Source organism: Aquimarina penaris (genome assembly GCF_040786285.1).
In the GTDB taxonomy this organism is placed as follows: domain Bacteria; phylum Bacteroidota; class Bacteroidia; order Flavobacteriales; family Flavobacteriaceae; genus Aquimarina.
The window spans coordinates 283,624-307,581 of the sequence record NZ_JBFMKQ010000003.1 but is presented as its reverse complement, the minus strand read 5'-3'; the positions used below and the strand labels follow the sequence as shown (position 1 = coordinate 307,581).

Sequence of the window (23,958 nt, the reverse complement as noted above, 5' to 3'; positions counted from 1 at the left end):
TGTTGGGGCTTATTTTATACGTTTCAAAGTTACAGAGTGCCAAAGTATCAAAGCTGGTATTCTTGAGTTTAGTACTCGTAACTCGTAGTTCATAAATCGTAATTCCTTATAATTCTTCCTCTACTGTATCCAATTCTACTTTTAAATTGTCGATAATAAACTCCTGTCGTTGAGGAGTATTTTTTCCCATATAAAATGATAATAATTCTTCTATAGATTTATCTTTATCCAACATTACAGGATCAAGACGTATATCATCACCAATAAAGTGTACAAACTCGTCTGGGGAGATCTCACCCAACCCCTTAAATCGAGTAATCTCTGGTTTCCCTGATAGTTTTTGGATAGCATCTCTTCGTTCCTGCTCAGAATAGCAATAAATCGTTTCTTTCTTATTTCTTACTCTAAATAACGGGGTTTGTAATATATACAAATGCCCTTCTTTAATTACTTCGGGAAAAAATTGCAAAAAGAAAGTAATCAATAATAATCTAATATGCATTCCATCTACATCGGCATCAGTAGCAATTACTATATTATTATATCTCAAATCTTCTAAGGATTCTTCAATATTTAATGCGGCTTGCAAAAGATTGAATTCTTCATTCTCATATACAATCTTTTTGGTCATATTGTAGCAGTTCAATGGTTTACCGCGTAAGCTAAAAACCGCCTGAGTATTCACATCACGGGATTTGGTAATTGATCCACTTGCAGAATCTCCCTCTGTAATAAATAGTGTGCTTTCGAGATTACGATCCTTTTTACTATCGGTAAGATGAATACGACAATCTCTAAGTTTTTTATTATGAAGACTAGCTTTCTTTGCACGCTCCTTTGCTAGTTTACGAATTCCAGAGAGGTCCTTTCGTTCTCGCTCGGCCTGTAATATTTTACGTTGCAAGCTCTCTGTGGTATTTGGGTTTTTATGCAGGAAATTATCAAGTTTTGTCTTTACAAAATCATTGATATACGTTCTTACGGTTGGCAAACTACCACCCATATCGGTAGAACCAAGCTTTGTTTTGGTCTGACTCTCAAAAACAGGTTCCATCACCTTAATACTTATGGCAGAAACTATAGACTTGCGAATATCACTGGCTTCATAATTTTTGCCATAATACTCACGGATTGTTTTAACTATGGCTTCGCGAAAAGCAGCCTGATGGGTACCTCCCTGGGTAGTATGTTGTCCATTCACAAAAGAATGGTACTCCTCGCTATATTGTGTTTTACTATGCGTGATTGCAATCTCTATATCATCTCCTTTAAGGTGAATGATATCATATAATCTATCATCGGCATTGATATTATCAGAAAGTAAATCTCTTAATCCGTTTTCTGAAAAGAATTTTTCGCCATTAAAAATGATTGTCAATCCCGGGTTAAGATATACGTAGTTCTTAAGCATTTTAGCCACATATTCTGTGCGGTACTTAAAATGCTTGAAAATTGTTTCATCAGGAACAAAGGATACTTTGGTACCACGACGACGTGAAGTTTCTTCTAACCCATCCTGATTAGTCAGATTTCCTTTTTCAAATTCTGCCGAAGCTGATTTACCGTCTCGAGTAGATTCAACCTTGAAAAACGTCGACAACGCATTAACTGCCTTGGTACCAACACCATTAAGCCCTACAGATTTTTTGAAGGCTCTAGAATCATACTTTCCTCCGGTATTCATTTTTGACACGACATCAACCACCTTACCTAATGGAATTCCTCGTCCGTAATCACGAACGGTAACTTTATCACCTTGAATAGAGATTTCTATGGTTTTACCAGCACCCATAACATATTCATCGATAGAATTGTCGAGTACTTCTTTTAGTAAAATATAGATTCCGTCATCAGCAGATGATCCATCGCCTAACTTACCTATATACATTCCCGGTCGCATACGGATATGCTCTTTCCAGTCGAGGGATCGTATATTATCTTCGGTATATTTGGTTTCCTTGCTCATAAAATTTTGGGTAGAATGCCTGCTAATATAAGGTTTCACTTACAGAATTAAAACAGCCTTCTTACAAAGTAATTAACAAAAACATAACGTATTTTGTTGATTATTTGGTATGCAATGATTTAGGAAGTATTCGATCTAAAACCAACTTTATGTTTTGTGCTATTATACCACCACAAATCATACAAATGGTCGTAGCGATAAGATCTTTGGCTCTGGTAAAGGTTTTGTGACAGAAATATCATAGATTTTAGTAAAAAAAATTACAAACGCGTGTAAACGGAAATATTTGTACTTTTACACATATACCACTGTAAGTAAGTATATAATATTTTAGACAGAGATGATACTTAAGTTAAAAAGGAAACTACTAGGAACCACAATTGTTTGTTGGGTATTATTATTTGTGGTTGTAGCAGACATTAAAGCACAAGAGGTCGATATATTCCAAGAAATAGATCAATCTATATTAAGGAATGACACTACAGCCATGAATCAAGCTTTAATAGAAATACTATATAATAGCGATGATGAAAATAAAATTTTTGAATCTACCCAACTATTAATCGAGAATGGATTGAAAGTCAATTATAAGGATTCAACTGGAAAAACTGCCCTTCATTATGCTACTAAAAGACAAGAAGAATTCTTACCAATTATTAAATATCTATTAAAACAAGGCGCAGATATTAATATGGTAGATAATATCGGTAATACTCCACTTATATATTGTGCTTACAGTCTATTTTTCTATTATGAGGAAGAAATAGTTAAGTTTTTAATTGATTCAGGAGCTGATCTTAACGTAGTAGGACTAAAAGGATCATTATTACACATAGTTACGAATCATTGGAGCGGTAGTAAAACCGAACTTGATCGTATAGAATATTTAATTCACAAAGGTGCAGATGTTAACGTTTCGGATGCTAATGGATGGACTCCAATTTTTTGTGCCGTGGATCGTGGTGCGAATGATATTGTTGAATTGCTAATAACGATGGGAGCTGATATCGCTAAGGTTGATAAATATGGAAATACCCCTTTTCATTATGCAGCTAATGTAGATCTGGTAAAACTGTTTGTCGAGAAAGGATGCAACATTGATGCCATAAATAAAAAAGGAAATACATTGCTACATGAATTGGCTTATTGGGAAAATAGTTTTTACGAATCATCTCAATGGAGAAATTCTGAATGGGTTCGTGAAAGAAAAACCGATCTGGTAAAAAAGTTAATAGAGTTAGGAGCAGATATAAGTATCGCTAATAATAAGGGGCAGACTGCGCTTGACATATTTAAGATGGAGTATGATAAAAAAAATGAACATGACCTTTTGAAATTGTTTAAAGGGGATAAATAGAGTTCGAATTTCTTAAAGACTACCAAGTCTACCTTTAAGAAAGTTGGTTGCTAACAAATAATATAGTTCATGGCCTTAAGTAATCACCTGAAAATGAAATACAAAACTGATACTTTAGTATATATTTAAAAAGTTCATATTTGGACATTACCGCAACCGTAAAACGATACAAAAAATGAAATTTGACCCAATAAAAAAGGAAGTTTATACTGACAAAGATGAATTTGTAAAAAAAATGAATTGTCCATATAAAATGAATTGGGATAAATTAGAAAGAACCAACTCTACCATGCGCAAATGTTCAAATTGCGACCATCTAATTGTTGATACAGAATTTCTATCAGATGACGAGCTTTTAAGCATGGTCAAACTAAATCCCTACACGTGTTTAAAAATAGACTTAAATCAGCACAACATAAAAATAATATAAAATGGCATTTGGAGAGGGAAATGAAAACTCAAAAGGTTTACGTATAATAAAAACTGGGAGAGATATAGATAGCATTAATAAGGCTGCAAAAAATGGACTTAAACCAATCATAAAAAAGATCGAACCTTCTGATGAAATACGCTCATGTTATTCTGTTGTTCAGAATAAGACGACGGGAGAAATTGAAATTATAATGGACCACAGAGCAGATATTTATTCGGGTGATAATAAAGGTTTTGAACGAGTAATTGAATGGACGTATTTTTATCCACATTATTTCGAGCCTCCATTCGCAGCTTATTTAATTCCCAAAGACATTAAAATTGGTGAAAGAGTTTTTATCGAAGATTTAATCGAAGATTATATTGGTGCAAGTTGGCAAGGTAACACATACCGTCTTGAAAGTTGTGAAGCAATTTGGAATGGTTCAGACTTAGAAATTCAGTACGACCCAAGAGATAATCATTCAACTTTTGTGGGATAGAAAATGGCAGCAGGTAACAAAGGCTATAGGGTATGGTAAAGGGACGTAGTTTACAGTGTCTATTATGCTTCTATACAGACAATTAAAATTTTATTGGTATATTGAAAATCATTTTACTTTGTACCCAAGATACAATAACCTACTTATAGTGCCCTAAATTTCTAACTACCATGAAAAATTATTCTTTACTTTTACTAGCAATCACTCTATGCTTTTCTTGTAGTGATGATGAGAAACCAGTTACAAATCAACCACAATTAATTATTAAACTAGCTGTTAACCCAGAGCAAGCTCGTTTAGGAAATGACGGTTCTCCTATAGACATTCCTGTAGAGAATGCTGGTCAAGATCCTATATTTAATTCGATCTCTGCCCATTATTTAGAGTTCGCTTCTAATGCAAATACATTATTAGGAAAAGGCGCAATTGTATATCAAGCTCCAGAAACTACTTTAGGAGGTGATAATGCTATAGATTTTGAAAAATCAAGTGTTGTAACTCCTGGTGATGTATTTTTAGAAATTCCTTTACAAAATCTTACTCCCGGTTCATATGAGTGGGTGCGACTGTCACTTTCTTATCAAAACTATGATGTTGCATTTTATTTTAACAACATTCCATTTACAGGTACAATAGCTAGTTTTGTTGGTTTCAATAACTATATCACAAATTATACGGTTAAAAACGAAGAAGTGGTCGTAAACAGTAACAAGCAACAAGGATATTGGGGGTTCGAAACCATAACCGGTGTACAAACAGGACAAGCACCAGAAGGGGCTACAACCGTTCCTAATCCATTGTTTGCAACTTCACCTATTCCGCAGGGATCTTGTGTAGTTACAGGAAGTTTTGATCGTAGTTTGGTAATTACAGGTAATGAAACTAAAAATATCACAGTCACACTCACTTTATCTATCAATAAAAGTTTTGAGTGGGTAGATGTAAACGGCAACGGAAAATGGGATGTTGATCCCAATTCTGGCGAAAATATTGTAGATATGGGATTACGAGGTTTAGTACCTTCTTTTGAATAAAACACCCCACACAAAAGTTTATACATAAACACTTTGCTTTCATGGGGTATAAATTTTATAATATCAATACTAAAATTTATAATCAAAAAGCACAAAAATTATGAGACTTGTACATTAACACATAAAATGCTTGAGATTTGTATTTGTCATGAGATTTATTCAATAACCGAAGAATTCCCGTTAGAAAAGTTAATGATGCTTGATCACCTTAAAGAAAGGAAAGTACGATATAGAATTGTATTATGGGGTGGCATAAACCCAATTTTATGTTTACCTTTAAGCGGTATCAATCTATAACAACCCACAAATTTATGTTTACACTTGAAGAATTAAGTCAACTTCAAAAACGAAAACATTTGATCGGTATTGCGAATCAAAAAAATATCGATATTTCAAAAATCCTTAGAAGGCTTCGATATGAAGACGAATTAAAGTCGCTACAAACAGAGCTTGTAAATCTTCAACAATGGATTGCTAAAAAAGGCTTAAGAGTTGCCGTATTATTCGAAGGTAGAGATGCCGCAGGAAAAGGCGGTTCTATTAAACGTTTTACAGAGCACTTAAATCCTCGTTCAATGCGAATTGTAGCGCTCAATAAACCTACCGAGGTCGAAAAAGGCCAATGGTATTTTAGAAGGTACATTAAAGAGTTACCTAATCCTGGAGAGATTGTTTTCTTTGACAGAAGTTGGTACAATAGGGCTGTAGTAGAGCCAGTAATGGGCTTTTGTACAAAAAAGCAATACAACAAATTTATGGTGCAAGTACCCGAATTTGAGCATATGCTCTATGAAGACGGAATCATCGTCATCAAATTCTGGTTTTCTATCTCCAAAGAAGAACAAAAAGAACGTTTCGAAGCAAGATTAGAAAACCCATTAAAGGTTTGGAAATTTAGTCCAGTAGATATGAAAGGGCAACAATTATGGAATAAATACACCAAATACAAAGAACAAATGTTCTCTCGATCGCATACTACATATAGTCCCTGGATTATTGTAAAAACCAACAGTAAAAAAATTGCCCGCCTCGAAAGTATGAGATACGTTCTTTCACAATTTGATTATACCGGAAAATCCAAGGCAAAAACCACACTACTACCCGACCCCAATGTAATAGTAAGGTATCACAGATATATAGAACAGATAGATATTTAATTCACATGTCAACAGCTCAAAAAACAGAACTACCAAACGTATCTGAAGAAGATTTAAAAATACTCAATTCTCCTATCGGCTTAAAATATCTTTTCATGGATAAGAAAGTCGATATCGCTAAGGCACTTAGAATGACTAAATATGAAATTGAATTAAAAGAATTTCAGGCAGAACTTGTTCAACTACAGAATTGGGTGATTACGAATGGCAAAAAGATTGTTATTCTATTTGAAGGTAGAGATGCTGCAGGAAAAGGTGGTGCCATACGTAGATTTACGGCTCATATTAACCCAAGGCACTTTCGTATCGTTGCTTTACCAAAACCTACAGATGAAGAAGAAGGACAATGGTATTTTCAAAGATATGTAAATCAACTTCCTAAACCTGGTGAGATTGTTTTCTTTGACCGTAGTTGGTACAACAGAGCGGTAGTAGAGCCCGTAAATGGTTTTTGCACCCAGAAGCAATATGAAATTTTCATGGGGCAGGTTAATGAATTTGAGAGGATGATTGTAGAATCTAATACATATCTTATTAAATTCTATTTTTCAATTACTAAAGAAGAGCAAGAACGTAGATTTAGAGATATAAAATCGAGCCCCTTAAAAAAATGGAAAATGACCAGAGTGGATGAAAGAGCACAAGAGCTTTGGGATGAATACACAAAGTATAAAGTAAAAATGTTTGAGCATACCAATACAAAAAACTCTAAATGGATCATTATTGAAGCTGATAAAAAAACTAAAGCCAGAATTGAAACAATACAGCACGTACTTGATTATATCCCATACCAGGAAAAAGTATAAGCTCATTATAAATTTAAGACCTATATTTCAAAGTTTTATTTGAGATATATCAATTTATCGTATCATTCTTTGAGAATATAAAAAAATTGACTTCTCAGTTCTAAATATATAGAACTATTATTGTTTGTCTTTCTGTTTTTTTTCTACTTTTAAAATCATCAATATAGTCTATATACCCTTATTTCATATGCTTTATTGATGATTTACACATTCATTTACTAAAATTAAACCACCCATGAGAAAAATATTTTTCTTATTTATTCTCTGCATGCTATTCATGCAACCACAAATATCCCAAAGTCAAACAAAAAAAGAGCCTTTAAAAGTAGGAGTTGTAGGTTTAACTCACACGCATGTACATTGGATTTTAGGCAGACCAGAAAGAGGTGATATAAAAATCGTGGGTATTGTAGAACCCAATAAGGATTTGGCAAAACGCTATGCAGAACAACATGGATATAGTATGGATATTGTTTATAATACCATGGCAGAAATGATAAAAGCTACAAAACCTGAAGCAGTAACCGCTTTTGGAACCATATACGATCATCTAGAAGTGGTAGAAACTTGTGCTCCCTTAGGGATTCACGTAATGGTAGAAAAGCCGCTTGCTGTAAGCATGGATCATGCCATAAAGATGAAGAACTTAGCAGAAAAACACAACATTCATTTATTAACCAATTATGAAACCACGTGGTATGCCACCAATCATAAGGCATATGAAATGGTGCAAAACGGAGATATAGGAAAATTAATAAAAGTGGTGGTTCATGACGGACATAAAGGGCCAATCGAATTAGGCATTAATCAAGAGTTTTTGGATTGGCTCACCGATCCCGTTGCCAATGGTGGCGGTGCATTACCTGATTTTGGATGTTATGGGGTAAATTTGATAGTTTGGTTGAGTAAAGGAGAAAAGCCAGAAAGTGTTTTTGCAATTACTCAAACTATAAAACCTGATTTATACCCAAAAGTTGATGACGATGCTACTATTATTCTAAAGTATCCGAAAATGCAAGGGATTATACAGGCATCATGGAACTGGCCAATTGCAAGAAAAGATATGGAAGTATATGGCAAAAATGGATACATTTTTAGTGAAAACAGATCTGATATTAGGTATCGTTTAAGTGAAAAAGATGATGAAGTAAAAGAGACGTTAAAAGAACGCCCTGCTCCCTTGGATGATCCGTTTGCGCTGTTGGCTGGGGTTGTCAAAAATGAAATTACCCTTCCACCTTACGATCTTTCATCAATAGAAAATAATATGATCGTTGTGGAAATCCTTGAAGCCGCTAAAGAAAGTGCGAAAACAGGTAAAATTGTTCCTCTTAAAAAATAATCAAATGCAAAAAATATTTGTTTTACTTGCTGTTTTAGTTTCAAATATACTTCCTGGTTTTGCCCAAGAAAACAATCCTATAGCACATACTGATGCTACAATTACTTCCGGAAATGCGAGATTCACTATACTAACGGCACATCTGATTAGAATGGAATGGAATGAAAATGCCTCTTTTGAGGATAAGGCTTCCTTTGTAATCATTAATCGTAATTTACCTGTTCCTTCCTTCAAAAAAGAGGAAACCGAAACAGCTTTAACTATAACCACCAATGCACTGACATTAACTTACAAAAAAGGAAAAGATGCGTTTTCAAAAGACAACTTATCCATCTCTTACAAAGTAAATGATCTATCCAAAAGTTGGAATCCTGACATTAGAGACAACCAAAATTTAAAAGGAACAACAAGAACATTAGATGGAGCCAATGGCGGAAAATGGTGGGACGGGAAAGACATTCAACTTGAAGACGGTATTGTCTCTAGAAATGGCTTTGCGTTATTAGACGATTCAAAATCCTTTCTCTTTGATGGTTCAAAATGGAATTGGGTAGAAAAAAGAAAAGAAAACCAACAGATTGACTGGTATTTTTTTGGTCACGGCCTTAATTATAAACTGGCCCTAAAAGATTATACTTCGGTCGCAGGAAAAATACCAATGTTACCAAAATATGCCTTAGGATATTGGTGGTCGAGATATTGGGTATATTCTGATCAAGAATTAAAAGATTTGGTTAGTGATTTTAGGACCTATGACATCCCTATGGATGTATTAATTATCGACATGGATTGGCACGAAACCTTCGGAGGGTTAAAAAATACCAGTAACCCAAAAATGGATGAAACAGGTAACTGGGTCGGCTGGACTGGATATACCTGGAATCGCTCTTTGTTTCCGAATCCCGAGAAATTCCTTGACTGGACCAATAGAAACCATCTTAAAACAGCCTTAAATCTTCATCCTGCTTCTGGTATTGCACCGATGGAAGACGTCTATGAAGATTTTGCCAATGCTTATGGTTTTGATGCAAAAAGTAAGAAATACATACATTATCAAATGGCTGATAAAAAATGGGCAGAAACCTATTTCAATGTATTGCTACGACCATTCGAGAAAAGTGGAATTGATTTTTGGTGGTTAGACTGGCAACAATATCCAGAAAGTAAAATAGTAAAGGATTTAAGTAATACCTGGTGGTTAAACTACACCTTCTTTACTGATATGGAGCAACAAAGTAATAACCGACCCATGGTATTTCATAGATGGGGAGGAATGGGAAATCATCGTTATCCAATAGGTTTCTCTGGAGATGATAAAATTAGTTGGGGATCTCTTAAATATCAGACCTATTTTACTGCTACTGCAGCAAATGTAGGTTATGGTTGGTGGAGTCACGACATAGGAGGACATGCTTCTAGTGAATTGGACAGAAATCCCGAATTATATGTTCGGTGGTTGCAATTTGGAGTATTTAGCCCAATTCTTAGAACGCATAGTGCCAAAATATCAAGTATTGAACGTAGGTTTTGGAAATACCCTGATCATTTTAAAACCATGAAAGAATTGGTTCAATTGCGTTATCAGTTGGCACCGTACATTTATACTGCTTCAAGAAAAGCTTATGATCTTGGATTATCTTTAAGCCGACCTATGTACTATGACTATCCTCAAAATGAAGAAGCTTATGATAAAAAATATCAATATCTTTTTGGTGATGATATGATTATTGCTCCGGTTTCCAAGAGTGTTTCAGAAAACAATAACCTAACAGAAAAACAAATTTGGCTACCTAAAGGAAAATGGTATGAATGGCATTCTGGAAGTATTATTGAGGGAGAAAAGACTATCTCACGAAAATTTGCAATAGATGAAATACCAATATATGCCAAAGCAGGAAGTATCATACCCATGTATCCTAAAATCGACCATTTGCAACAACAAATTTCTGATTGGATATTAAATATAGTACCGGGAAATAATGGCGAGACTATTGTATATGAAGACGATGGCACTACTAATGAGTATACCAATGGCCGTTATACAACTACTAAAGTGAGTCAAAATACTACCAAAAATGAAAAGACGATAATTATAGCTCCTCGAGAGGGAGGATATGAGAATATGTATAATAGTAGAACATATAAAGTAAAACTATTAAGCTCTTTTCCTCCAAAATTGGTAACGGTAAATGGAGCGGACTACCCTTTTAGCAATGAAACAGTTAGTAATCATTGGACCTATAGTGGCAAGGAACTTTCGACTATAATTTATATCCCAAGTACTCCTGTGGATAAAGAAATAAACATTAAAATACAATATGATGAATCTATTGTCGGAAAAGAAGTTCTATTGAATAAAAAGTCTTTACTCTTTAGACGAATCTCAACCATGGTGGGTGATATGAAAATTGAAGTAGCTAGAAAAAACTGGTGGTCTTCACTTCCTAACCCTGTGCTTGCCGCAGAACAAACAGCAACCAAAATCCAGTATAATCCAAATAAAACAATACAACTTTTAGAAGATTTTGAGAAAAATATAAAAGAAATGAAAGAACTCATTCTTGGACATCCCGACGCAAGAAAAATGATCTCTAAAAAATTAGTTTCATACTTGGCATATGAGTAAAATCTTATTATTGAAATATAACTATTTTAAGCAGTAGTATAATCTTTTACTCATTTTAGAAGGTTATTTGTTTTTATATTTTCTAAGTATCTTTAAAAAAAATAAGACATGAAACACATAAAGTTTATACTTCTGGTTCTGATGTATATTATTAGTCTTTCTTCGGTTGCACAAATTGATAAAGGTCAGATACCCCAAACAGAAAAGATCAAAGGAAATTTTGTTCATACAGTCCTTTTCTGGCTTAATAATCCCGATAATCTAAAGGACAGGAAAACTTTTGAAGATGGAGTTTCAACATTGCTAAAACAATGTAAATTTATAGCATCCAGCCATATAGGAATTCCTGCTGATACCGCTACAAGACCCGTAGTTGATGATTCTTACACCTATTGCGTAGTAATCACTTTTACATCTAAAGAAGAACATGATGCTTATCAAATAGATCCTTTACACACCAGTTTTGTTGAAAACAATAAAAATCTTTGGAATAAAGTATTAGTCTATGATTCTGTAAGCTTTTAATCACATACAGAATCATATTTTAACCGTACGAATACTAAATTTTAATCTACACTACCCCTTTAACCAGGCTTTTCTAAGTTCTAATTGGTTTTTTGAAGGATTATCAGCCGTTGTAAGCTTTTTACCCTTAGTATAAGATTTAGCCACCTTAGTTTTGATAACAACCTCTTCTCCCGCTCTATTTAACTTAACTTCTACATCATCGCCTTCTTGCCATTGAAATGTGGCCCCAAGTATTTTGTTAGCATTTTGCAATGTAAGCTTGGTACCGTTAACCTCTACTATATTATCATTGGGCATAACTCCATTTTCTTTCCAAAAACTATTTTCTGAAACCAATTCTGTAAAAAAGATAGTTCCTTTCTCTTGGTCACCTGCTATAATCAAAGCTCCTGCATTTTGGATATAATTAGTTTGTATTCTTTCAGATTTTACTGCAAGACCAACTTTATTAAAAAACTCTTCATAATTAATAGGGGTTTTTCCTATTACATGTGTTTTTAGAAATTCACCAACCGAAGGATAAGTCATGGCTGTAATTTCTTCTATGATTTTATCATCCTCAAAAGGTTTATTCTTACCATATTTCAATGACAACTCTTTCATTAACGACAAGATACTTCGATTTCCATTACTTTCTTCGCGCATCAAAATATCTATACACATCCCAATTAATGCTCCTTTTTCGTATACATTAACATAATTAGAAGCATACGGTTTATCTAATATGTTTTCACTCATTACCGTAAAACTCATGGTGTCATCAAATCCGCTGGCACTTTGAATTTTACCCATTATTTTTTCGTAAAACTCATCTTGTTCAACCAAGTCCTGGTTAACCTGAAAAAGTGTTGCAAAATATTCTGTTACTCCTTCATACATCCATAAATGCTTAGAAAAAGTAGGTTTATCATAATCAAAGTAATGTACATCTTCAGAATGAACACTAAGAGGAGTCACTATGTGAAAAAACTCATGTGACACCACATCAATCATCGCTGATGCCAATGCATCATCTGGCATTTGTTCCGGCAAAACCACCACTGTAGAAGTATGATGCTCTAAAGCACCAAAACCTGTTGGCGAATCTTCTAATCCCGACGCCAAGTATAAATAAATGTCATATCTGGGAGTACTATTAATATCCCCTAGATAGGCTTTTTGTCCCTTCATCATTTTATATACAGTTTCTTTAATCTTGGCTGCTGTATGAACTTTATTCGGAGAATATATACTTAACACTATTTTTATTCCTCCTACCTCAAATTCTTCTACATCAAGGTTTCCATACATCATAGGATTATCAGTAATTTCAAAATATCTCGAAGCAAAATATTTATCTGTGGTAACAGCTCCATCTTCACTTACTTCAGAGCCTATATTCTGTAGTGCCGAAGTCCTTTTCATTGCTGTTGGCGCAGTAACATCCAAAGCATATTGATTATTTTTAAGAACATCGAAATACCCTATAAAACCATGTAAATTCAATACATAATTTTCTGCCTCTATGTTGGTACCGGATGGAGAAAAAGGAGTTTCTACTCCTCCATTTTCTATATCATAGGTATCATTAACCAAATAGCTCATTTTATCCAACTGCTTTGCATTGGCAATTACCCATGTGTTGACATCCAGTTTTTCTGTTTTCAACTCATTACCAGCATAATCAAAAGCCTTAAAATCATCGACAAACTTTCCAAAATCACTCACCGAATATGTGCCTTGCACTACCCTTGGAAGATAGTATTTAACAGTATCTTGAGTAAATCGTCCAGGATTAATAGTAACCGGAACCTTATCTTCAACCACTTGAGTTAAATCTATTGTGGTTACTATGGGCACATTGGTTGCTACATCTTTAGAAGGGTTTGTTGTACCACACCCTATTAGTAATAACGCTACAGAAATCTTGACTACTATCTTTTTCATGTATTTCTTTTATTGTTAATAATCATGTAGGTCTTTTTATAATATACAAATTGTCAATATGCTCAATGATTGACTTTTACATGATTCGGTTAACTATTTATTATTTTTAGACTAAAAAAAGTAGCTAATGTTACAATTTTAATGACGCAAAATATACAATTTGCATTGACTTTAGCTTATTTTTAAGGTTTTTTATAACAAAAGCATCATTTTTTGGATTTGATAATTAACAATCGCCGCATACGTCTATCTATAGACCCCAAATTATTATCTATGGATAAAAGGACTATTATTTTTCTACATGACTCTCTCGGTTGTATTAAACTCTGGAGAAATTTTCCCGAACAAATAAAAGAAAAAACGGGGTGTAATGTTCTTTCTTATGACCGACAAGGTTATGGAAAATCAGAAGCTTTTACTGCCTCTAAAAGGAGTAATGATTATCTCAAAAAGGAAGCTGAAATATTGGGAAAAATAATAGATCAATTACAATTAAGCCATGTTGTATTATTTGGTCATAGTGATGGGGGGAGTATTGCTTTGTTAACAGCTGCTTTATATCCCGAAAGAATAGCTGGCATTATTACAGAAGGAGCACATGTTTTTGTAGAAAAAGAAACTATACAAGGTATACAAGAGGCTGTTAAGGCATATATGAATACGAATCTAAAAGATAAATTGCACAAATATCATGGTAACAAAACAGAGGATGTATTTAGAATGTGGACAGAGACCTGGCTTTCAAATACATATCAATCATGGAATATTGAAGAATACTTATCAATGATTACATGTCCCTCATTAATTATTCAGGGAGAAAAAGATGAATTTGGAACCATTGATCAGGTGAATGCCATTACTCAAAAAACCAGTGGTGATTCTAATGCTCTTATAATCCCTAACATTGGTCATACACCACACAAAGAATCCCCAGAAATTGTAGTTAAAGAAACAACAGCGTTTATCAATAACTTACAGTCTTTTTTAATTAAAGAATTACTACCGTTTTAAATTCTTTGATATTATATTTCTCAAATCATTCTTATTTAGAGGTTTATTAATAATATCATTCATCCCAATAGCCATGCATTCTTCTTGCACCTCACTTAATTCTGCAGCTGTAAGGGCTATAATTGGTGTAGCTGTATCAAATTCTCGTATACGTTTGGTAGCCTCTAAACCATTTAGATATGGCATATTTAGATCCATTAATATTAGATCAAAGTTTTCTTTCTTTACCATTTGTAAAGCATTAAACCCATTTTCAACAATTGTACAATCATACCCAATGAGATCCAAAAGATTTTTGGTTACAATCTGGTTTATCTTATTATCCTCTGCTACTAATATTTTTCTATAAAAATTAATTTCATCTTCTCCATTAAGATTTGGTTTATCATCATTTTTTTCGTCAATCACCTCTAATTTTAGATCAAAATAAAACTTCGTACCTCTTCCTTCTTTACTGTCTAAATGGATTTCGCTTTCCATCATTTCAAGAAGATTTTTTACAATCGACAACCCTAATCCAGTACCCTCTAATTTATTAAACTCCCTACCTACCTGAGAAAATTTTTCAAATACAAATTCTTTTTTATCCTCAGGAATTCCCAAACCATTATCTTCAATTTCAAACCTGATCATTATTTCATCCTTTTCAATTGAAATTATTTTAATTCTAAGCCATATTTTTCCGTTTTCGGTAAACTTAGACGAGTTTCCGATAAGGTTAATCAATACTTCGGATAGTTTTAATGAATCAACAAGTAATATTTCTGGCAGCTCATTCTGTACTTCTAAAACAAGTTCATTCTTTTTATTTTTTGCTTGATAATCAAAAGAATGTAGCAGGTTTTGCGAAAGCTGTAGAAGATTGGTAGGAGTTTTAGTTAGCTTTTCTTTGTTAGATTCTATTTTACTGATTTTTAAGACTTTATTAATAAGATCTAGAAGGTAATCTCCAGAAAACTTTAACGAATTAAGTAACTTTTTATGTTTTGATGTAATCTCTTGATCCTCCATTAACAGGGTTGTAATACCTACTACACCATATAATGGAGTTCTTAATTCATGACTCACTGTAGAAATAAACTGTGACTTTACATTGGTAAGCTTTTCTGCTTCAATTTTTGCTTCAAATAGCTCTTCATTTTTTTCTTTTAGAACTTCATTAAGCTTTTTCTTTGATCGATACCCACGATAAAAGAAAAATACCACGACTAACAATAAAACAACACTCACAGAAGTAATGCTTATTGCTACTTTATTTCTGGCAATTTTTGCTAAGTATTCTTTTTCTTTTTTAGCGGTTTCTAACTCTCTTTGGTATTCATCTACACTAAAACTTAATTTTGCTATTTCTGTTTGTTTTAATTTTTCTTCGTCAAATAATTTATCTTTGTATTGCAAATATTTTTTTATACTATATAATGCAGAATCGGTATTGCCTGCACCTTCAAATGCCTCAAATTTTGCTTCATATGTATCTTTAAGTAAATAAAAGATTTCTTTTCCTTCTATTACTTTGATTACATCATTAAATAATTGATTTGCTTTTTCAAAATCACGCTTTCCTGCATAATATCTTCCTAATAAATATTTAACATGACTAAGAGCGACTATTTTAATAGAATCTTGAGCTAATTGTTGTGCTTCTACTAAATAAGGGTATGCCAGATCATACTTCTTTTCATCAATATAGGTCCATCCGAGATTTAATATAGGACCAAACTCTTCTTCGCTAGTTTTTATGCTTTTTGCAATTTTTAATGATTGATTATAGTAATCAACTCCTCTCTGAAGATCTTTATACCCATCAGAATATACATTTCCTAATCCATTTAAGCTTCTTGCTATCCAAATTGAATCTTTAGCGCTTTTCGCATATTTTAAAGCTTCTTTATAATGAAGTTCGGTGTTTTTAAAATCTTCTATAACTTCATAATTACAAGCCATATAGTAGTGTCCTCTACTTATATTAACATCATTATTGATCTGATGTGCAAGGTCTATAGCTTTAATAGTATAATTTAAAGATTCCTTTATTTTATAATCAGAAAGTAAATCATTTGATTTTATAATGAATTTTTCTATGCTGTCATTAATACTTTTCTCCGCCAGATTTTGCCCATAGGAAATGTATCCTAAAAATATGACATGAAATATTAGCACAACTGTTCTCAAGGCTCTTAGTTATTAGTTATGAGTCTTGTTTACTTTATAAGTATGTTTCCGAAAAAATCCCCCTCATGTAAGCAAACACTTACTATTAGTTTGTTAATTTAATAAAAAAATATTAAAAAACACTTAAAACACCATAGACCTATTCTATGCTATTATATTGTACTACTATTTCAATTTATTGTATAATTTTATAGGACTTGATTACAATTGCTACGATTTGAATTAAATCTATAAATTAATAGTGTTACTATAATTTTTCAGGATACTGTAGATATATCCAACCACATTCAACAAAAAACCTCCTTGTAATACAGGGAGGTTCTTTGTTGCTATATAGTATAGACTTTCTTTTTATACGTTAAATAAGAAATGCATTACATCTCCATCATTTACAACATATGATTTTCCTTCAACTCCTAGTTTTCCGGCTTCTCTCGCCTTGGATTCACTTCCGTACTTTACAAAATCATCATATTTAATTACTTCTGCTCTAATAAATCCTTTTTCAAAATCTGTATGAATTACTCCAGCTGCTTGGGGAGCAGTAGCACCAATAGTAACAGTCCATGCTCGTACTTCTTTAACTCCTGCAGTAAAATATGTTTGCTGATTTAGTAGTTTATAAGCTGCACGGATTAAAACTGAAGCACCTGCTTCTTCTAACCCCATATCCTGTAAAAACAGTTGTCGTTCTTCATAATCATCTAATTCTGTAATATCAGCCTCTGTTCCTACAGCCAATACTATTACTTCAGCTTTCTCTGAAGCAACAGTCTCTTTAACTTTATTTACATAATCATTTCCGTTAACAGCCGCTCCTTCATCAACATTACACACATAAAGCACTGGTTTATCGGTAATACATTGTAATGATTTAACATAGCCTTCTCGATCGTCTTCAGAAATATCAATAGCTCTAACCGATATTCCTGCTTCTAACCCAGCTTTAAGTTGTAATAAAATAGCCTCCTCTTTCTGAGCTTCTTTATTACCTGTTTTAGCCGCTCTTTTTACCTTATCCAATTTTTTATCAACACTTTCTAAATCTTTTAATTGTAATTCGATATCTATGGTTTCCTTATCTCTAATCGGATCTACAGAACCATCAACGTGTACAATATTATCATTATCAAAGCATCTTAAAACATGTATAATCGCATCTGTCTCTCGAATATTTCCTAAAAATTGATTCCCAAGACCTTCTCCTTTACTCGCTCCTTTAACCAATCCAGCAATATCAACAATCTCTACAATAGCGGGGATTACTTTTTCGGGCCCCACTAATTCTTCTAATTTTTCTAATCTAGGATCTGGTACATTTACTACTCCTATATTAGGTTCTATCGTACAAAAAGGAAAATTAGCACTTTGCGCTTTTGCGTTAGATAAACAATTAAATAATGTTGATTTTCCAACATTAGGTAATCCTACAATTCCTGCTTTCATAATAAAAATATAAAATCTGTGTTATTTAAAATTGAAATCAATTTTGAGAGTGCAAAGATAACGGTAATAATACTAAGTATACAAGTACAAGATCACAAGAATATGTATTTATTCAATATCTTACTACTTATCGTGTTAACTACCCTAAACACGTTTAAAAATTCAGGGTTTTTATGTGTTTTTGCATTTTTTTGTAACTTTAAACCACCAATTAATAAGCAAATGAGAACGTTAAAAATCCTAACTACAACAGTATTTATGAGTTGTGCAACTATGATATTTGCACAATCAGAAGAAACGAAACCTAAAGAAAATTCATCTAAAGAAACGGTAACTAAGATTATTCGTATCAAAGGACCCAATGGTGAAGAAAAAATAATAAAGAAGCAAGAGGTAATTACTAAAAAGAGTAAGATAAAGCTCAATCCAGGTGATGAGGATAAAACTAACCAAACTGCTATCTATGAAGATGAAGAAGTAAATGTGCAACAATCACATTCTTCTTCTGATACAGGTACCTATAGTAAAATATCTGATGGTAAAGGATATCGTATGACATTTATGGATAAGTCTGGAAATAAAGTATCTAAAGTGAGAAAATTAAGTAGTGGCTACTACAATGTAAACATGGGAGAAAAAGATAATTGCTTGGGACATTTTGATAAGGATAAGAATTTTATCCTAGAAAAATATGATGCGCAATCCGACAAAATAATCACAACTATTTATAAAGCTAATTAAGTATTGCTCAACCCAGTCTGAGTAGTAATTACAAGTAAAAAACCGGGTGTATATTCTCGGTTTTTTTTGTTAATTAAATTAAAAAAAATTAAAAGAGGTTGTTAAAAGAGTGTGCTTTTAGATATATTTATGACCACAATCATCTTAAATATACACTTTTTTATGAAAAAACTCACACTTATTTTATTCGCATTAACAACTAGTTTGTGCTTTTCGCAACAAACGGTTACGGGTCTTATATCAGACTCCGATGGCGCTCCACTTCCAGGAGTAAATATTATTATTAAAGGAACCAATACTGGTACTACCACAGATTTCGATGGTAAATATAGTATAGAAGCTACTCCAGAAAACACTTTAGTTTTTAGTTATGTAGGTTTTAACTCTAAAGAAGTGCTGGTACAAGGTCAAACAACTATTAATATTACGCTATCAAGTGGTGCTCAACTCGAAGAAATTGTACTGGTAGGATCCAGAGCATTACCAAGAAGTAATACCACATCTTCTCTTCCGGTTGATGTATTACCAGCAAAGGAGTTAGCCTCTACCGGTCAAATTACATTTGACAAAGCATTACAATATAAAATCCCATCTTTTAACACGGTACAAACACCGGTTAATGATGCTACATCATTATTAGATCCTTACGAGATTAGAAATATGGGACCAAGTAGAACATTAATTCTAATTAATGGAAAACGTAAAAACTTAAGTTCCCTATTATATACACAAACCTCTCCAGGACGTGGTGAAACAGGTTCTGACATCTCTGCAATACCAACAGATGCTATTAAGCGAGTTGAAATATTGAGAGATGGTGCATCGGCCCAATATGGATCAGATGCTATTGCCGGTGTAATGAATATTATTCTTAAAGATAGTCCAGAAGAGGGTTCGGTAACCCTAAGAACCGGTATCACTTCTGAAGGGGATGGAGAAACCGTTGGTATTAGTCTTAACAATGGCGCAACCATTGGTGAGAATAAAGGATTCTTTAATTATACCGTAGATTTCTCTAAAGTAAGTCTCGCTAACCGTCCAGGTGATGTAGATGCGCTTGGTGAATTTATAGATTTTGGTGGAACAAGAGTTGGAGAAAGACAAGAAGATATCGAAGCTTTCTTAGCCAGACGTCCTGATGCAGGAAATATTAATGGATCTCCAGAAACATCTGCAGCAAAATTTTTGGTAAATGGAGGGTATGATATTAATGAAAATACTCAAGTGTATGTAAATGCCGCTTATGTATATAAGAAAGTAAATAGTTTTGCTAATTATAGAACTCCGTATTGGAGAGACATTCAGGATTTTCAGTATTTAGGTAATTTCTTTCCAGGTGCCAATCCATTAACCACAGGTGTTACATTTACAGACAACAATGGAAATACATTTGATGGTAACGGATATGATGGATATGTACCTACTTTTGAGGGAGATCTAAATGACTATAATGCAACTATTGGGTTTAAAACCAAAAAGAACGGATGGAATTATGATCTAAGTTATACTACTGGGGGTAACTCACAAGACTATACCGTAAATGACTCACACAATCGTAATGCTGTTTTCGCACCAAGTTTTGATGACACTAACGGAAATGGTGTTCCAGATGCTGGAGAAGAGTTTATTCCTGTTGAATTATATAGAGAAAACAGTCCTGTTTCGTTTGATCCAGGAGGTACAAAATTTAAGCATAGTGTAGGTAACATTGATATTGCCAAATTGGTTTCTGATCAAATAAGTATCGGTTTTGGAGCAGAGTTTAGAACCGAAACTTTTGAAATTATAGAAGGAGACCTTGCCTCATATGATGGTGGTGGTGCCGATTCTTTTGCTGGTAACCGACCAGAAAATTCTGGTAAATTTAACAGATACAATTTTGGTGGTTATTTTGATGTATCAGCCGATATTACCCCTGACTTCTTAGTAAACGGAACCATACGACTAGAAGATTATAGTGATTTTGGAGAAGCTTTTGTATGGAAACTAAGTTCGAGGTATAAATTCTTAGAAGATAAACTTACCCTAAGAGCATCTATATCAACAGGATTTAGAGCACCTACATTACACCAGATATATACACAAAGAGCACAATTCTCTTTTGTTCCTGGTCAAGGAATCCAGGTTGGTGGATTAGTAAACAATGTTTCTCCACAAGCAAGATTATTAGATATCCCACAACTTGATGCCGAAGAGTCTACCAACTTTACTGTAGGTATTGGTGCAAAAATCAATAGAAATATCAACTTTACTATAGATTACTATAATATCCAGGTTGATGATAGAATTGTCTTAAGTACAGAAATAGGGGCTTCAGCAACAGGAGGTACTCCGCTAGACCAAGTTTTACAAGACAATGACCTGTCCGATGTAAGTTTCTTTGTTAATGCTATTGACACCAGAACCTCGGGTATTGATGTTGTTGCCAATTATAAAAACATAGAAATAGGTTCTGGAAAACTTGGTTTTAGCCTATCTGGTAATTATACGATCGAAAATGAAAGAGATGGTGATGTAAAGAACCCGGCACTAGTTGCACAAGCCGGTCAATCTGTTGTTAATGATACACAAGAAGCATTATTCTTTACTTCTAGACCAGAATATAAAGCAATATTAGGTGCTAATTATGATATCGGTAAATTTAGTTTTTCATTAAATAACACCTTATTTGGTCCTACTAGGTTTAGAAATCAAGGATTACAAGATGTAGAAGAATTATTAGATGTTACCCCGGTAGCGGCGACTTTAGATGGAGGATCTGATTTAAGTGTTGAGTTTATGACCAAAATAGTGACCGATCTTGGTATTAATTTCAATGCAACTGATAAAATAACAATAGCATTAAATGTTAATAATCTATTGGATGTATTACCAGAAAGAGAATTTAAATCACTTACAGCATCTGGTGATAGAGTTTTAAATGGAGCAGTAACTCCAGCAGGTTTAGCTAGTGGTATTCCAGCAGGTATATCTGTAGAAAAAATAGTAGATAACTTAATTACTTTTAATCAAAGATATTCTCAAATGTCGTATGATGGTTATCATTTTAGTCAGTTAGGAGCTATGTTTAACTTATCATTAAACTATAAGTTCTAAAGAACGCTAAATATCATAAATTTTATTAAATCGCTTTGTTTATTATAATAAACAAAGCGATTTGTTTTTTATCAAAAGCTTTAATCATAATTTTGCATAAAATCTAGATTAAAGTATCCATGAAGGAATTAACCCGTTATTTTTATAATCTCTTTATTGCTAAAGGCTTTTCTGAAGAAGCTTCAGAGTTCCTAAACCTTATCATAGGGATTGGCATATTAGCGCTATTTCTGTTCGTGTTGGATTTAGTAACAAAAAAGGTAGTAATCGCTATTTTCAAAAAATATGCTTCGAGATCCAAAAATGTGTTTGATGATTATTTAGTTAAAAACAAAACATTTGATCACCTGGCGCATATCATCCCAATTTCTATAATAATCTGGATTGCCCCTCTTTTATTTATTGCGTATCCCACTGCAGAAAAATATCTCGAGATCATATTCGATATCATGGTCATCGTATTGGTTATTTGGATCGTGAGAAGCCTTTTAAGGACTTTTAGGGATTACTTAAAATCTTTAGATTCTTTCAAAGACAAGCCTATAGATAGTTATATCCAGGTGTTTATGATATTTGCCTGGTCTATTGGAGTTATTTTAATTTTTTCTTCGATTACCGGAAAATCAATATGGACATTCTTAACTGCGCTGGGAGCAATGTCTGCAATAATTCTTTTAATTTTTAAAGATACTATTCTAGGTTTTGTAGCAAGTATACAAGTATCAGTAAATGATACTGTTAGAATTGGAGATTGGATCACTATGGAAAAATATGGTGCAGATGGTGATGTAATTGAAATCAATTTATCGTCGGTAAAGGTTCAGAACTTTGATAAGACTATTACTACAATTCCTACCTACCACCTAACCTCTGAATCTTTTAGAAATTGGAGAGGTATGATGGATTCTGGCGGAAGAAGAATAAAAAGATCACTATTAATTAAAACAACTAGTATTTCTTTTTTATCTCAAGAAGATATTGCTAAGCTTCAAAAAATAGAGCTTATCAAAGAGTATCTTGAAAAAGCGCAGCATAAAATTAACAACTATAATCAAGAGCACAATGTAGATAAAAGCATATTGATCAACGGAAGAAATCTATCGAATATGGGAGTTTTTAGAATGTATGTAGAATCTTATATTGAAAATCATCCATATATTAATAAGGAAATGACGATCATGAGTCGTCAATTAGCTCCTTCTGCACAAGGAACTCCTCTGGAGATATATGCGTTTAGTAATGATAAAGTATGGAAGAATTATGAAAAAATAATGGCAGATATTTTTGATCACTTATTGGCAGCAATTCCATATTTTAACTTAGAAGTATTTGAACTAAATTTTAACCCGGAGAAATAATTTTCACCCAAATAATGTCAATTTTATGATTACAAGTTTTAGATTAATAAGTTACCTAGAAGGTATTTCATATCTACTTATTCTTTTTATAACCATGCCTTTAAAATATATGTTCGAATCTCCAGAACCGAACAAAGTAATAGGCATGGCACATGGTTTTTTGTTTCTGATTTATATCGTATTTGCCTTTCTAGTAAAACCAGAAAAACAATGGGGTACTAAAACTTTGGGAATAGTCCTTTTATGCTCTATTATTCCATTTGGTACTTTTTGGATGGATAAGAAATATTTGAGTGTTTGAGTGTTTGAGTGTTTGAGTGTTTGAGTGTTTGAGTGTTTGAGTGTTTGAGTGTTTGAGTGTTTGAGTGTAAAATTAATAATCACTAGGAACTATTCGTATAAATTTAAAAAACTAATAATTACTTGCTCTAGTTACTCCATAACTCATAACTCATAACTCATAACTCATAACTCATAA

At 33.1% G+C, this 23,958-nt stretch carries 17 protein-coding genes; 13 read left to right on the top strand and 4 right to left on the bottom strand.

The features are described from left to right. Positions 1 to 106: 106 nt before the first annotated feature. On the bottom strand, positions 107 to 1,966 hold the full coding sequence (locus tag ABW637_RS15155) for a DNA topoisomerase IV subunit B (RefSeq protein WP_367585561.1): 1,860 nt from the start codon (positions 1,964 to 1,966) through the stop codon (positions 107 to 109). 340 nt (positions 1,967 to 2,306) lie between these two features. Between ABW637_RS15155 and ABW637_RS15150 the strand changes: the two genes are divergently transcribed. The 8 genes from ABW637_RS15150 (at position 2,307) to ABW637_RS15115 (ending at position 11,727) form a co-directional block, all read left to right on the top strand. Further along, a complete protein-coding gene (locus tag ABW637_RS15150) occupies positions 2,307 to 3,323 on the top strand; it encodes an ankyrin repeat domain-containing protein (RefSeq protein ID WP_367585560.1) in 1,017 nt (338 codons plus the stop codon). Positions 3,324 to 3,754: 431 nt separating this feature from the next. Next, positions 3,755 to 4,237, top strand: a complete 483-nt coding sequence (locus ABW637_RS15145; protein WP_367585559.1) for a hypothetical protein — start codon at positions 3,755 to 3,757, stop codon at positions 4,235 to 4,237. Between the two features lie 170 nt (positions 4,238 to 4,407). Beyond that, positions 4,408 to 5,271, top strand: a complete 864-nt coding sequence (locus ABW637_RS15140) for a hypothetical protein (protein ID WP_367585558.1) — start codon at positions 4,408 to 4,410, stop codon at positions 5,269 to 5,271. Positions 5,272 to 5,582: 311 nt separating this feature from the next. Continuing rightward, a complete protein-coding gene (gene ppk2, locus ABW637_RS15135; protein ID WP_367585557.1) occupies positions 5,583 to 6,428 on the top strand; it encodes a polyphosphate kinase 2 in 846 nt (281 codons plus the stop codon). 5 nt (positions 6,429 to 6,433) lie between these two features. Further along, positions 6,434 to 7,234, top strand: coding sequence for a polyphosphate kinase 2 (gene ppk2 / locus ABW637_RS15130; protein ID WP_367585556.1), 801 nt, complete (start codon positions 6,434 to 6,436; stop codon positions 7,232 to 7,234). 235 nt (positions 7,235 to 7,469) lie between these two features. Beyond that, positions 7,470 to 8,576, top strand: coding sequence for a Gfo/Idh/MocA family protein (locus ABW637_RS15125; RefSeq protein ID WP_367585555.1), 1,107 nt, complete (start codon positions 7,470 to 7,472; stop codon positions 8,574 to 8,576). Between the two features lie 4 nt (positions 8,577 to 8,580). Further along, positions 8,581 to 11,202: a glycoside hydrolase family 31 protein gene (locus ABW637_RS15120; RefSeq protein WP_367585554.1), complete on the top strand. Its 2,622-nt coding sequence runs from the start codon at positions 8,581 to 8,583 to the stop codon at positions 11,200 to 11,202. Positions 11,203 to 11,310: 108 nt separating this feature from the next. Continuing rightward, a complete protein-coding gene (locus ABW637_RS15115) occupies positions 11,311 to 11,727 on the top strand; it encodes a Dabb family protein (RefSeq protein ID WP_367585553.1) in 417 nt (138 codons plus the stop codon). 51 nt (positions 11,728 to 11,778) lie between these two features. Here the strand turns inward: ABW637_RS15115 and ABW637_RS15110 are convergent, their stop codons facing one another. Next, complete coding sequence (locus ABW637_RS15110) at positions 11,779 to 13,656, bottom strand: M61 family metallopeptidase (RefSeq protein ID WP_367585552.1); 1,878 nt, start codon at positions 13,654 to 13,656, stop codon at positions 11,779 to 11,781. A 273-nt stretch (positions 13,657 to 13,929) separates the two neighbouring features. On the opposite strand from ABW637_RS15110, the gene ABW637_RS15105 reads away from it, so the two are divergent. Next, positions 13,930 to 14,667, top strand: a complete 738-nt coding sequence (locus tag ABW637_RS15105; protein WP_367585551.1) for an alpha/beta fold hydrolase — start codon at positions 13,930 to 13,932, stop codon at positions 14,665 to 14,667. Here the strand turns inward: ABW637_RS15105 and ABW637_RS15100 are convergent. Both ABW637_RS15100 and ychF read right to left on the bottom strand, forming a co-directional pair. Continuing rightward, a complete protein-coding gene (locus tag ABW637_RS15100; protein ID WP_367585550.1) occupies positions 14,656 to 16,839 on the bottom strand; it encodes a tetratricopeptide repeat-containing hybrid sensor histidine kinase/response regulator in 2,184 nt (727 codons plus the stop codon). The two genes, ABW637_RS15105 and ABW637_RS15100, sit on opposite strands and share 12 nt — an antisense overlap. A 351-nt stretch (positions 16,840 to 17,190) precedes the next feature. Continuing rightward, positions 17,191 to 18,285: a redox-regulated ATPase YchF gene (gene ychF / locus ABW637_RS15095; protein ID WP_367585549.1), complete on the bottom strand. Its 1,095-nt coding sequence runs from the start codon at positions 18,283 to 18,285 to the stop codon at positions 17,191 to 17,193. A gap of 222 nt (positions 18,286 to 18,507) precedes the next feature. On the opposite strand from ychF, the gene ABW637_RS15090 reads away from it, so the two are divergent. From ABW637_RS15090 to ABW637_RS15075, 4 genes are all read left to right on the top strand, one after another. Then, entirely contained in the window at positions 18,508 to 19,026 is a 519-nt protein-coding gene (locus ABW637_RS15090) for a hypothetical protein (RefSeq protein ID WP_367585548.1), read from the top strand. A gap of 162 nt (positions 19,027 to 19,188) precedes the next feature. Continuing rightward, positions 19,189 to 22,122, top strand: a complete 2,934-nt coding sequence (locus tag ABW637_RS15085; RefSeq protein ID WP_367585547.1) for a TonB-dependent receptor — start codon at positions 19,189 to 19,191, stop codon at positions 22,120 to 22,122. A 119-nt stretch (positions 22,123 to 22,241) separates the two neighbouring features. Next, positions 22,242 to 23,480: a mechanosensitive ion channel family protein gene (locus tag ABW637_RS15080; protein WP_367585546.1), complete on the top strand. Its 1,239-nt coding sequence runs from the start codon at positions 22,242 to 22,244 to the stop codon at positions 23,478 to 23,480. Positions 23,481 to 23,505: 25 nt separating this feature from the next. Next, positions 23,506 to 23,781: a DUF3817 domain-containing protein gene (locus ABW637_RS15075; protein WP_367585545.1), complete on the top strand. Its 276-nt coding sequence runs from the start codon at positions 23,506 to 23,508 to the stop codon at positions 23,779 to 23,781. Positions 23,782 to 23,958: the final 177 nt, after the last annotated feature.